At 52.8% G+C, this 13,517-nt stretch carries 8 protein-coding genes and 1 pseudogene; 8 read left to right on the forward strand and 1 reads right to left on the reverse strand.

Annotation, left to right across the window (positions count from 1 at the left end):
* Positions 1-237 precede the first annotated feature (237 nt).
* From DWY79_RS20320 to DWY79_RS20345, 6 genes are all read left to right on the forward strand, one after another.
* Positions 238-630, forward strand: a complete 393-nt coding sequence (locus tag DWY79_RS20320; protein ID WP_008655856.1) for a helix-turn-helix domain-containing protein — start codon at positions 238-240, stop codon at positions 628-630.
* A 3-nt stretch (positions 631-633) separates the two neighbouring features.
* Positions 634-984, forward strand: coding sequence for a helix-turn-helix domain-containing protein (locus DWY79_RS20325; protein WP_008655857.1), 351 nt, complete (start codon positions 634-636; stop codon positions 982-984).
* Between the two features lie 19 nt (positions 985-1,003).
* Positions 1,004-2,581: a DUF4099 domain-containing protein gene (locus tag DWY79_RS20330; RefSeq protein WP_008645573.1), complete on the forward strand. Its 1,578-nt coding sequence runs from the start codon at positions 1,004-1,006 to the stop codon at positions 2,579-2,581.
* A 59-nt stretch (positions 2,582-2,640) separates the two neighbouring features.
* A complete protein-coding gene (locus tag DWY79_RS20335; RefSeq protein ID WP_008645574.1) occupies positions 2,641-4,731 on the forward strand; it encodes a type IA DNA topoisomerase in 2,091 nt (696 codons plus the stop codon).
* Between the two features lie 163 nt (positions 4,732-4,894).
* Positions 4,895-5,347 carry a DUF1896 domain-containing protein gene (locus tag DWY79_RS20340; RefSeq protein WP_008645575.1) on the forward strand — a complete coding sequence of 151 codons (453 nt, stop codon included), beginning with the start codon at positions 4,895-4,897 and terminating at the stop codon, positions 5,345-5,347.
* Entirely contained in the window at positions 5,337-11,177 is a 5,841-nt protein-coding gene (locus DWY79_RS20345) for an N-6 DNA methylase (protein ID WP_008655861.1), read from the forward strand. The genes DWY79_RS20340 and DWY79_RS20345 overlap by 11 nt, the downstream gene beginning before the upstream one ends.
* Positions 11,178-11,363: 186 nt before the next feature.
* Here the strand turns inward: DWY79_RS20345 and DWY79_RS20350 are convergent.
* Positions 11,364-11,642: pseudogene (locus DWY79_RS20350) on the reverse strand (DUF418 domain-containing protein); the annotation flags it as partial.
* A gap of 118 nt (positions 11,643-11,760) precedes the next feature.
* Between DWY79_RS20350 and DWY79_RS20355 the strand changes: the two are divergent.
* Together DWY79_RS20355 and DWY79_RS20360 are read left to right on the forward strand one after the other, a co-directional pair.
* Positions 11,761-12,138, forward strand: a complete 378-nt coding sequence (locus DWY79_RS20355; RefSeq protein ID WP_007366528.1) for a nuclear transport factor 2 family protein — start codon at positions 11,761-11,763, stop codon at positions 12,136-12,138.
* 11 nt (positions 12,139-12,149) lie between these two features.
* On the forward strand, positions 12,150-13,007 hold the full coding sequence (locus DWY79_RS20360; RefSeq protein WP_007366527.1) for a GNAT family N-acetyltransferase: 858 nt from the start codon (positions 12,150-12,152) through the stop codon (positions 13,005-13,007).
* Positions 13,008-13,517 lie beyond the last annotated feature (510 nt).

Here is a 13,517-nt window from a genome sequence, read left to right on the forward strand (position 1 = left end):
CAGAGTTTGCCGCAAAGGTAACGAAGCCGCCTTGAACACGTACCGTTTCCCGCTAAAAGGCAGCTTGTTGCGCCGTCTGTCCGGGTTACGGAGCCATTATCCGTAAAAATCTTACGTGAGCCACGTAGTGAGCTGTTAAAGCCCATTTGGTTTATTGCCGAATTTTGTCGCAGAAACATAGCGCAAGCCGAGCGCAGAACGTCAAGCCCGCTTGAACGGTATGCCGAGGCGCAGCCTATGTTCATGCAAATAAACCAAAAGAAAGAACTGAATATGAAAGTGATAACGATGGAAAGTTCCGCCTTCACCGCATTGACGGAACAGATAGCCGAGATAGCGGCACACGTGCGTGCCGTTTCCGGCGGTAGGAAGGAAGAAGCTCCCGACAGGTTGCTCACCACCCGCGAGGCGGCGCACCTGCTGAACGTGAGTTGCCGCACCCTCCAGCGCATGCGCAGCGAACAGCGCATCGCCTATGTCGTGCTGCGCGGCAAGTGCCGCTACCGGCAGTCGGAAATCGACCGCCTGCTCGAAGACAGCACCGTTACGGGCGAAGCCGCGACACCGGAACAGTTGAAACGCAACCACACGCTGCGCACGGGCGGCAGACCCAAAGGAAGGAGGACGTAAGACATGGAACTGCTTACCCGCAACAATTTCGAGAACTGGATGCAGAAGGTGATGGAACGGCTCGACCGTCAGGACGAGATGCTGCTCTCCATGCAGCCGTCCGGCAAAGCCCCGAACCCGATGGACGGGATCAGGCTTTTCGACAACCAAGACCTGTGCATACTGCTCCAGATCAGCAAGCGCACCCTGCAACGCTACCGCAGCATCGGCGCGCTGCCCTACAAGACGCTCGGCAAAAAGACCTATTACAGCGAGGCGGACGTGCTGACGTTCCTCTCCGAACATGTAAAGGATTTCCGCAAGGAAGACATAGCCTTCTACAAGGCTCGTATCCATAATTTCTTTCAAAAATAACCATTAAAACATTTTTCAGATGGCAAAGAAAAAAGACGAAAAGGACGTGCTGGTTGTCCGTGACGAGAAGACGGGCGAAATCAGCGTGGTAGCCGGGCTGAACGCCGACGGCTCCCCCAAGCGTATCCCCGCGAAAGCGGAGAACGCGCAGAGTTTCCTGCAATTCGACCGGCACGGCGACGTGCTGGACAACTTCTTCAGGAACTTCTTCCGGCAGTGCAGGGAACCCAGCCGCTTCGGTTTCTACCGTGTCGCGGCGGACCAAGCCGACAAACTGCTGGAGGTTATCAAGGACTTGCTGAAAGATCCCGACGGCAACAAGGAGATGCTTGCGCCCCACAAGGTGGACACCTCCGGCTACGAAAAGAAAGTACAGGAGGAGCAGTCCGCCGAAAAACAGGAACAACCGGAACAGAAACAAGATGACGAACCTAAAAAACAGGAAGAAATGGAACAGAAAAACGAACAGAATCAGGAAAGTCCTCAGCAGACGCAGGGCAACCGGGGCTACCAGCCCATCGACGAGAGCAAGATCAACTGGCAGAAGTTGGAGGAGAAATGGGGCGTGAAGCGCGACGACCTTGAAAAGTCGGGCGACCTTAACAGGATGCTCAACTACGGCAAGTCCGACTTGGTGAGGGTGTCGCCCAATTTCGGCGGAGAGGCTTTCGAACTGGACGCCCGCCTCTCCTTCAAGAAGGACGGCGAGGGCAACGTCAGCCTTGTGCCGCACTTCATCCGCAAGGAGCAGAAGCTCGACGACTACAAGGAACACAAGTTCTCCGACGATGACCGGAAGAACCTGCGCGAAACGGGCAACCTCGGCAGGGTCGTGGACCTCGTGGACAGGGAAACGGGCGAGATCATCCCCTCGTTCGTCAGCATCGACCGCAAGACGAACGAAATCACGGATGTCTCGGCCAGCAAGGTGCGCATACCGGAACGCATCGGCAAGACGGAAATCACCAAGCAGGAGCAGGACATGCTGCGTGCCGGTCTGCCCGTGCGTGACAAACTCATCGAACGCAAGGACGGCAGGAAGTTCGTCACCACCCTGCAAGTGAACGTGGAGCAGCGCGGCGTGGAGTTCGTGCCGGGAACCGGCAGGTCGCCCCGTGCCGTCCAGACACAGGAAAATAAGGAGAAACAGGCGCAAGGTACGGAAAACACAGCCAACACGAACAAGGAGCAACGCCGCAACACGTGGACGAACGCCGACGGCAGCATCCGCCCCATCAGCAAATGGAGCGGCGTGGACTTCACCGAGCAGCAGAAAGCCGACTACGTGGCGGGCAAAGCCGTGAAACTGGAGAACGTGACCGACAAGCAGGGCTTCCACGCCACGATGTACATCAAGTTCAACCCGGAGAAGGGACGCCCGTACCGCTACGACACCAACCCCGACAACGCGCAGAAGGTCGCGCCTTCCAACGAGAGCCGCACGCAGGTGGCGGTGAACAGCGAGGGCAAGACCAACGAGGCTACCAAGAACCTGAAGGAGCCGTTGCGGAAGGGACAGACCGCCCCGAAGGACACCGCGCAGCAACAGCAGCAGGAGAAGCCGCAAAAAAGAAACAATAAGGGCATGAAGATGTAATCCGGTGTCCGCCACTAAATCCGAAGTAACATTTGTAAAATTCAAAACGACAGAAGAATATGAAGACAATCATTGCAGAAAAGCCGTCTGTGGCACGTGAGATCGCCCGTATCGTGGGCGCGACAAAGAGAGAGGAAGGATATTTCGAGGGAGGCGGCTACGCCGTGACTTGGGCGTTCGGACATCTCGTACAGCTTGCCATGCCCGACGGCTACGGCATACGCGGCTTCGTCCGTGACAACCTGCCCGTCATCCCCGACACCTTCACGCTCGTCCCCCGTCAGGTAAAGACGGAGAAGGGCTACAAGCCCGACAGCGGCGTGGTGACGCAGATCAAGACCGTCACCCGGCTATTCAAGGAAAGTGAACAGATCATCGTGGCGACCGATGCCGGACGCGAGGGTGAGCTTATTTTCCGCTACCTCTACCATTACACCGGATGCGCCACCCCGTTCGTCCGCCTCTGGATAAGCTCGCTTACCGACAAGGCTATCCGCGAGGGACTGCGCAACCTTGAAGCGGGCGGCAAATACGACGACCTCTATCTTGCCGCCAAAGCGCGGAGCGAATCGGACTGGCTCGTGGGCATCAACGGCACGCAGGCACTCTCCATCGCCGCCGGACACGGCACTTACTCCGTCGGGCGGGTGCAGACACCTACATTGGCGATGGTGTGCGCACGCTACTGGGAGAACCGCCGCTTCACGCCCGAAGCCTTCTGGCAGCTCCATATCGCAACGGACGGCTGCGACGAAGGAACTGTGAAGTTTTCCTCTTCCGAAAAATGGAAAGAGAAAGAGCCCGCGACGGAACTGTATAATAAGGTGAAGTCGGCAGGCACAGCCACCGTCACGAAAGCCGAACGCAAGGAGAAGACGGAGGAAACACCGCTCCTGTACGACCTGACCACGCTCCAGAAGGAAGCCAACACCAAGCACGGCTTCACGGCGGAACAGACGCTTGAAATCGCGCAGAAGCTCTACGAGAAGAAGCTCATCACCTATCCGAGAACCGGAAGCCGCTACATCCCCGAAGACGTGTTCGCCGAAATCCCCAAGCTGCTCGCCTTCATCGGGGCTTTGCCCGAATGGAAAGGCAAGGTGCAGCCGAAAGCCGTCCCGACACGCAGAAGCGTGGACGGTAGCAAGGTGACGGACCACCACGCCCTGCTCGTCACGGGAGAGAAACCGCTGTTCCTCTCCAAAGAAGACAACACCGTCTATCAGATGGTTGCCGGGCGCATGATCGAGGCGTTCTCCGAGAAATGCGTCAAGGACACCGCTACCGTCACGGCGGAGTGTGCCGGAGTGGAGTTCACGGTGAAAGGCAGCGTCATCAGGCAAGCCGGATGGCGTGCCGTATATGGTGAGGAGGACAAGGAAGAAACCGCCATCCCCGGCTGGCGGGAAGGCGACACGCTGACGTTGAAAGGCTGTTCCATCACGGAGGGAAAGACCAAACCCAAGCCGTTGCATACCGAAGCAACCTTGCTCTCGGCTATGGAAACGGCGGGCAAGGACATAGAGGACGACGCACTCCGTCAGGCTTTGAAGGACTGCGGCATCGGCACGCCCGCCACCCGTGCCGCCATCATCGAAACGCTCTTCAAGCGCGGCTACATGGAACGCTGCAAGAAATCGCTTGTGCCGACAGAAAAAGGGCTTGCCCTTTACTCTGTCGTGAAGACGATGCGCATCGCCGACGTCGCCATGACGGGCGAATGGGAGAAGAATCTGGCACGCATCGAGCGCGGGGAGCTGCCCGCCGACACCTTCTGCAAGGAGATAGAGGCGTACACAAAGGAGATTACCTCCGAACTGCTCTCGTGCGACAAGCTGTTCGCCCGCAGGGATTCCGGCTGCAAGTGTCCCAAGTGCGGAACGGGCAGTATGCAGTTCTACGGCAAGGTCGTCCGCTGCGACAACGCGGACTGCGGGCTACCCGTGTTCCGCCTGAAGGCGAACCGCACCCTTTCCGATGACGAGATCAAAGAGCTGCTCACCGATGGGCATACGAAGCCGCTCAAAGGCTTCAAGAGCAAGCAGGGCAAGAGCTTCGACGCCATAGTCGCCTTTGACGGGGACTATAACACGACTTTCGTGTTCCCCGAAAGGAAAACGAGCAGGAAATTTTCAGGACGGAAGAAATAGTATTAACTTTGCCACTTGTTCAGAGTAATGAATTGTTCTTCGATACCGGATTACACTCATTCTTTGGATTTAGTGGTGGCACTCGGAGGGATACCGAGTGCCTTTTCATTCTCCTTTTCAGACGATTATCCCCATCATTATCAACCCACTAAATTCCAAAGTAATGAACAACAAGAAGAAAAACGAAGGTCAGACCGACTTTTCCTATTACGGTCTGTACCTGCTGGACTATCTCCGCACGAACAGGTTTGAACAGGCTTCCGACGATGCCTTCATCCGGGAACGTGCCGACCGTGCCGCCGAAACGTATGAGCGTGCGCGGCTCGAAGGCTATCCGTCCGAGGGGGCGCAGGAGTTGGCGATGGACACGCTCCTGCGTGGTCTTCGCTATTCCAAGTACGCCATCCTCCGCGAAGTCGTGGAAAACGAGTTTGCCGACGAAGTGCCGGAAAAGAAACGCGAAGCCTTCATCCGAAAGCTGCTGCCGCCTGTCGGCAACGTATTCTCCGCCTATGATCTTTCGGACGACAACTTCGCCCTGTCGCCCGAATACGACCTGCTCTACACGGAGCTGACGGGAGCCGTCGTCCTTTATATCGGGGAATATGGCGTTTAACCGCAAACAACGGCTGCGGGACAACATCGAGGCGATACGGACGGCATTCATCCTTGACAGGGAACGGAGGACGGCAACCGCCGAGGAACAAGCCATACTTCGGAAGTATTGCGGTTTCGGCGGGTTGAAGTGCATACTGAACCCGGCAAAGGAACTGACGGATGCCGTGCATTGGGCGAAATCGGACCTCGAACTGTTTGCCCCTACGGTGGAACTGCACAGGCTGGTGCGTGAAAACAGCAAGGACGATACGGAGTACAAGCGGTACGCGGATGCCATGAAGCAGTCCGTGCTGACCGCATTCTACACACCGCCGGAGATAACCGGCACGATTGCGGAGGCTCTGCATGAACACGGCATACGTCCCGACCGTGTGTTGGAGCCGTCGGCGGGCGTGGGCGCATTCGTGGATGCCGTGCTGGAAAACAAGCCGGACGCGGACATCATGGCTTTCGAGAAAGACCTGATGACGGGCAAGATATTGGGACACCTGCATCCCGACCAAAAGGTAAGGGTGCAGGGATTCGAGAAGATAGAGAAGCCCTTCACGGATTATTTCGACCTTGCCATCTCGAACATCCCGTTCGGCGACGTGGCTGTGTTCGACCCGGAGTTTACAGGAAGCCAAGACCCGGCAAGGCGTTCCGCACCGAAGGCAATACACAACTACTTCTTCCTGAAAAGCCTTGACGCTGTGCGTGAGGGCGGCATCGTGGCGTTCATCACCTCGCAGGGGGTGCTGGACGCACCGTCCAACGCACCCATACGCGAGTATATGATGCGTAATGCCAATCTGGTGGGTGTCGCACGCCTGCCGAACAATCTCTTCACGGACAACGCGGGTACGGAGGTGGGCAGCGACCTGATTATCCTGCAAAAGAACAGCGGAAAGAACGGGGAACTGTACTACAACGAGAAACTTTTCATGCAGACCGAACAGACGCCCATCGGCACTTCGGTGAACGGGTATGTATGGAGCATCAGCTCTCTTTCCAATACGGATTTAATCAGAGGCACAGACCCTTACGGGAAACCTGCCTATCAACTCCTGCACCGGGGCGGCATCGGGCAAATGGCGGAGGACTTGCGGGAACATCTGAAAATCGAGTTGCATCAGTTTGACAAAGAACTGTATGAAATGTACAGCCTGCATCCGGCACAGGGGAAAAGCACGGTTACGGAAACCATTTCCATACCAGTTGTCACTCCTGAGATACAGCCACGTAATGAAATGGCAGCCAAGCCCGAAGCGGTAACACCGCAGCCGGAGGAAGAAAAGCCGGAGATAGAGCCGCACCGTCCCGATTATTCGGAGGGCGTGCAGCTCTCCCTGCTCGACCTCTGGGGCATGACCGAGGAGGTACGCAAGCAGGAAGCACCCTCCAAGAAGAAAAAGACGGCGAAAAAGGAAAGCCCGGCAAGACGTATGCCTCCCAAACCGCAGGCGCAGGTTACGCCGAAGGTTACGACCGCACCGCCACAGCCGTCTGCCGCACCACCGACGGAGAACAGGGACAGCCAAGAAACAAAGCCGGTGAGTGTCGCAGCCAAAGCCGATCCGGATGATATTTACGCCACTTTGGATTGGGATACCAACCCGCCCATCAACGGCTTCTATGAAATGATGATGGACCTCACGCCGGAGCGACGCAAGGAGCTTCGCAGGCTGGCGGCACAGCATCAGGAGAAACGGCAGCATGTCCCGGACGTGAAAGCCGCACCGGAGCAGGAAACACGGCAACCCGAAACGCAGCCGGAAGTTGCCGCCACTCCTGCCGCTCACGCAACGGAAACGGCTGCAACCTCCCTTTTCCCCGAAATGGAAGCGGAAAAACCGGAGGAGGAACCTCTCGACCTTTCTCCCCGTCCGTTCAACGGCATGCTGGAGCCGCACTATCGTGACGGCTCTATGGTACTGGATGCTTCACGCAATCTCGGTTATTTGAAAGACCTCACGCCTTACGGCGCGACATTCCAACCGCTTGACCTGACTGGCTACCAGAAGGAGAAAGCGATGTTGTATGTGTCACTCCGTGATTCATACGAGCGGCTTTACCGCTACGAGGCGGAGTATCACGATGAAGGGTCTGCACAACGCATAGCGTTGAACACCTGCTACGATGAGTTTGTCATGCGCTACGGCAACCTCAATGCCAAGCAGAACGTGAAACTGTTGATGATGGATGCCGCCGGGCGCGACATCCTTTCGTTGGAACGTGCGGAAGACGGCAGGTTCGTCAAGGCGGACATCTTCGAGCGTCCCGTTTCCTTCTCGGTGGAGAGCCATGCCAACGTAAGCTCTCCCGAAGAGGCACTCTCCGCATCGCTCAACAAGTTCGGCACGGTCAATCTCGACTATATGCGGGAGATAACCGACAGCACGGAAGAGGGATTGCTTGACGCCCTCAAAGGACGCATCTTCTACAACCCGCTCGTAACCGGTTACGAGATAAAGGACAGGTTCATCGCCGGGAACGTGATAGAGAAGGCGGAGCGCATCAAGGCATGGATGGGTGACAACCCAGAAAACGGGCGTATGCCGGAAGTGAAGCAGGCGTTGTTGGCTCTGAAAGAAGCCGAGCCGCCGCGCATCGCCTTCGAGGACCTCGACTTCAATTTCGGGGAACGCTGGATTCCGACGGGCGTGTACGCCGCCTACATGAGCCATCTTTTCGACACGGACGTGAAAATCGCCTACTCCGCAAGCATGGACGAGTATTCGGTGGCGTGCGGCTACCGCACCATGAAAATCACGGACGAGTTTTTAGTGAAGGGCTATTACCGGAACTATGACGGTATGCACCTGTTGAAACACGCCCTGCACAACACCTGCCCCGACATGATGAAGTCCATCGGCAAGGATGAGCATGGCAATGACATCAAGGTGCGCGACAGCGAGGGCATACAGCTCGCCAACGCCAAGATTGACGAAATCCGTAACGGGTTCTCGGAATGGCTGGAAGAGCAGTCGCCGCAGTTCAAGGAACGGCTGACGACAATGTACAACCGCAAGTTCAACTGTTTCGTGCGACCGAAGTATGACGGTTCGCACCAGACGTTTCCCGACCTCAATCTGAAAGGATTGGCAAGCCGGGGTATTCAAAGCGTTTATCCGTCGCAGAAGGATTGCGTCTGGATGATAAAACAGAACGGAGGCGGGATCTGTGACCACGAAGTTGGAACAGGTAAAACACTGATAATGTGTATTGCAGCGCATGAAATGAAGCGTCTGAACTTGGCGCACAAGCCGATGATTATCGGCTTGAAGGCGAACGTGGCGGAGATAGTAGCCACTTATCAGGCGGCATATCCTAATGCGAGGATTCTCTACGCTTCGGAAAAGGATTTCTCGACTGCCAACCGCGTGCGTTTTTTCAACAACATCAAGAACAACGACTACGATTGCGTCATCATGTCGCACGACCAGTTCGGCAAGATACCACAGTCGCCGGAGTTGCAACAGCGCATCCTGCAAGCGGAGCTTGACACGGTGGAGGAAAACCTTGAAGTGCTGCGGCAGCAGGGCAAGAACGTGTCGCGGGCGATGCTGAAAGGATTGGAGAAACGCAAGCACAACCTTGTGGCGAAGTTGGAGAAAGTGGAACACGCCATCAAATCCCGCACGGATGACGTAGTGGACTTCAAGCAGATGGGCATCGACCACATCTTCATTGACGAGAGCCACCAATTCAAGAACTTGACTTTCAACACCCGGCATGACCGTGTGGCGGGGTTGGGAAACTCGGAAGGAAGCCAGAAAGCCCTGAATATGCTTTTTGCCATACGAACTATACAGGAGCGCACGGACAAGGACTTGGGGGCTACGTTCCTGTCCGGCACAACCATTTCCAACAGTCTGACGGAATTGTACCTGCTCTTCAAGTATCTGCGTCCGAAGGAATTGGAAAGGCAGGATATCCGATGCTTCGACGCATGGGCGGCAATTTTCGCCAAAAAGACAACCGACTTCGAGTTCAACGTGACGAACAATGTGGTTCAGAAGGAGCGTTTCCGATATTTCATCAAAGTGCCGGAGCTTGCCGCCTTCTACAACGAGATTACCGATTACCGCACGGCGGAGGACGTGGGTGTGGATCGTCCGCGTAAGAACGAGATACTGCATCACATACCTCCCACGCCCGACCAAGAGTATTTCATCAAACAGCTGATGCAGTTCGCCAAGACGGGTGACGCCACGCTGCTGGGCAGACCGCCCCTGTCGGAAACGGAGGAGAAGGCGAAGATGCTTATCGCCACCGATTACGCGCGGAAGATGGCTCTCGACATGCGCATGATAGACCCGCATTATGAGGACCACCCCGACAACAAGGCTTCCCACTGCGCCAAGACGATTGCGGAGTATTACCACAAATACGACGCGCAGAAAGGCACGCAGTTCGTGTTCTCGGATCTGGGAACATACCAGCCGGGCGACGGATGGAACGTGTACAGCGAGATAAAGCGGAAGCTGACGGAGGACTACGGCATCCCGGCAAGCGAGGTGCGCTTCATTCAGGAGTGCAAGACCGACAAGGCACGCAAGGGGGTGATAGACGCCATGAACGCCGGAACGGTGCGCGTGCTGTTCGGTTCCACTTCCATGCTCGGAACGGGTGTGAACGCGCAGAAACGGTGTGTCGCAATCCATCATTTGGATACGCCGTGGCGTCCATCCGACCTGCAACAGCGTGACGGACGCGGAGTTAGGGCGGGCAACGAGATTGCCAAGCGTTTTGCCGGGAACAATGTGGATGTCATCATCTACGCGGTGGAAAAGTCGTTGGACAGCTACAAGTTCAACCTGCTGCACTGCAAGCAGACGTTCATCTCGCAGCTCAAAAGCGGGGCGATGGGCGCACGTACCATCGATGAGGGGGCTATGGACGAGAAATCGGGCATGAACTTCTCGGAGTACATGGCGTTGCTCTCCGGCAATACCGACCTTTTGGACAAGGCGAAACTGGAGAAGCGTATCGCATCGCTTGAAGGGGAACGCAAGTCGTTCAACAAGGGCAAGCGCGATTCGGAGTTCAAGCTGGAAGCCAAGACGGGGGAACTGCGCAACAACACGGCTGTCATCGAAGCCATGACGGAGGACTGGAACCGTTTTCTTTCCGTTGTGCAGACTGATAAGGAAGGTAGTCGCCTTAATATTGTCAAGGTGGACGGCGTGGATTCAACCGACGAAAAAGTTATTGGAAAGCGTTTGCAGGAGATAGCCAAGAACGCCACGACGGGCGGTTTGTACAAGCCTGTCGGGGAGATTTACGGTTTCCCGATAATGGTGGTCAGCGAGAGGATACTCAAAGAGGGGCTGGAATTTACCGACAATCGCTTCGTGGTGGAAGGGAATTACAAATACACCTATAACAACGGGCATCTGGCGATGGCTGACCCGGTAGCCGCCGCACGTAATTTCCTGAATGCATTGGAGAGGATTCCGTCCATCATCGACCAGTATAAGGCGAAGAACGAGGTGCTGGAAAAGGAGGTTCCGCAGTTGCAGGAGATAGCGGGCAAGGTGTGGAAGAAAGAGGACGAACTGAAACAGTTGAAGTCCGAACTTGCCGCGCTTGACCGCAAGATACAGTTGGAGCTTGCGCCGCCCGCGCAGGAAGTCACCGAAAAAGAAAAGAACGGGCAGGAGATCAAGCCAGATGCGGAAGGTGTACGGAGCATATCGCCACAACAAACCGATGATGTCCCGCAGATTCGCAGCCCGATGGATAAACGAAGTCCGTCTGGCAATTTCATTGCCAATCATATCATTATCGGGCGTCCGGGTTTTCAGTTTAAGGATGAAAACCGATCGAAAGGGATAAAAATTTAAAATTATGAATTTTATATAAAATATTAATAGGGGCTATCCAAAAGGTCTAAAAGTAAATCTTATCCCCTCTGCAAGTATCTGTAGAAGAGTGATTGCAAGAATTTCTTTCTTTTTGGGCAGCCTCTATTAAATTTATTTATTCTTTCTTGATTTATGTTTATAAACATTATACCAAAAACATTCCAACTAACCTTGTTTATGTTTTGTCAGCCACCATTTGCACAACCATATTTGACTCCCAAAGAGAGTGAATTCGATAAGATAACTTGCTGCATACCCACAATAAGGGGCTAAATAGAATACGAATGGGAAATAGATAACAGTACCGACAACAGATTGCGTTATGTAGTTGGTTAAACTCATTTTACCATAAAGCTGTAATGTGGAAACCGCTTTTTTGACACGTTCCTTATGACACAATAATATGAACGAGAATATTTCTACAGAATCATCAGTAAAACAGAAAAAAATACTAATTTTGTTTTTGATGATCATTTCAAAAGGAATTAGAAAAAATGTCTAATTCTAACTTATAGAGGAAAAAGCAACAATTAAATATTAAAGAATAAAAGATACGAAAAATATGACGCCAAAAGAGATACTACAAGAATGGATTGACTGCTTCAACGCCGCCGATGCAGTCGCTTTGGCAAACTTATACGCTCAGGATGCCATAAACCATCAAGTCGCAAACACCCCGGTTATAGGAAAAACAGCTATCCATAAAATGTTTGTAAATGAATTTGCAACCTCAAAAATGGTTTGTATTGTTGAGCATATATTCGAGGATGGAGAATGGGCTATCATGGAATGGAAAGATCCGCTCGGGTTGCGAGGATGCGGATTCTTCCATGTGCAAAACGATAAAATCGTTTTCCAAAGAGGTTATTGGGATAAGCTCAGCTTTCTCAAACAGCACGGTTTAACCGTAGAGAATAGTGATAAAAATCCAAACACATAACACCGTCCGATATGGGAATCATCATTCATTCTTTAGAGTCCGTTTCTTTCAAAGATTTGTATGCGGCATTCTCATCCGCATTCAAAGATTATGATTTCTCTTTGAATGCGGATGAATTGCGACGCATGCTCGACCGACGAGGATACAATCCACAACTATCTTTCGGAGCATTTTTCGAAGGACGGCTGATTTCTTTTGTGTTTAACGGAACAGGCATGTACAACAACATCTTGACGGCCTATGACACAGGGACGGGAACCGTACCTTCATTCCGGGGATTACACCTAACCCAAAAAATATTCACTTTCAGCCTCGAATTGATATATCAACAAGGAGTTCGGCAATATGTACTGGAAGTTTTGCAACACAATCACAAAGCAATAAAAATATATCGCAAATTAGGCTTTGAAACACAGAGAAATTTCAACTACTACTCTGCCAAACTGAGCGATATTGTTCCTGTATTGCAAGTAAACCATACCGCATGTCGCATACTCCCATCGGATTTAAAAAACTGCCTTAACCAAACGGCCTGGTTCGATTTTCATCCTTCATGGCAAAATGACAGGGCTTCACTGGAACGCGGAATCGACAATTTGGACATATTGGGAGCTTATGAAAGAGAAGAACTTGTCGGATTTGTTATCTTTGAACCGGCATCAGGCGATATTTCATCCCTCGCAGTTGCAAAAGATTACCGGCGTAAAGGAATAGGTAAGTCCTTGCTTAAAAGTGCTGTCAGTCATTTTCAAAGCGATGTACTCAAATTTACTAATGTTGATTGCGATTGTGAATCAGTCACTGGTTTCTTGTCATCATTAGGACTTACCCCAAAAGGACAACAGTTTGAAATGGTCAGAAAAATTTAACCTACATTTATATGAATAGCCCTCATCATCAAATAACGGTTCTCAGCTATACGCAGGCAGGGATTTTAACCACTGAACTTCCTACGAAGAACTGAACTTTAAATTTACCACTTAACTGTCCTACGAAGCACGAAAGCCCTGCTTGCGTATAGGTGATGTTATGCGGTCGGTTTTCATTTTCTCTTCTTTCTCGTTAATTTGTCAAGCAAAGTTACTAAATTTGCAGTCAAGCAATTTCAATTTTTGAATTATGTATTTCAGCAGACCTTGGACTTCTATCTAAGTGATAGGCAGTCCTGAAAATTCCAATCTCTTTTAGGTCAAGACAATTAGTCTATGGGTTTCGTGTACCGACTTTTTTGTAAAGGCGTTACGTTGTCATAGTTGCTCTGTCGGGTAATACTGTCTATTCACTTCTCCACGATTTGAATTCAAGTATTCACCTGTAAGAAGTTACTAAACCTGTTGGCGGAATTAATTTAGTGCATACTTAATTCTGCCAATGGGCTT

The sequence above is a fragment of the Parabacteroides sp. AF27-14 genome, assembly GCF_003635425.1.
GTDB classification, from domain to species: Bacteria; Bacteroidota; Bacteroidia; order Bacteroidales; family Tannerellaceae; genus Parabacteroides; species Parabacteroides distasonis.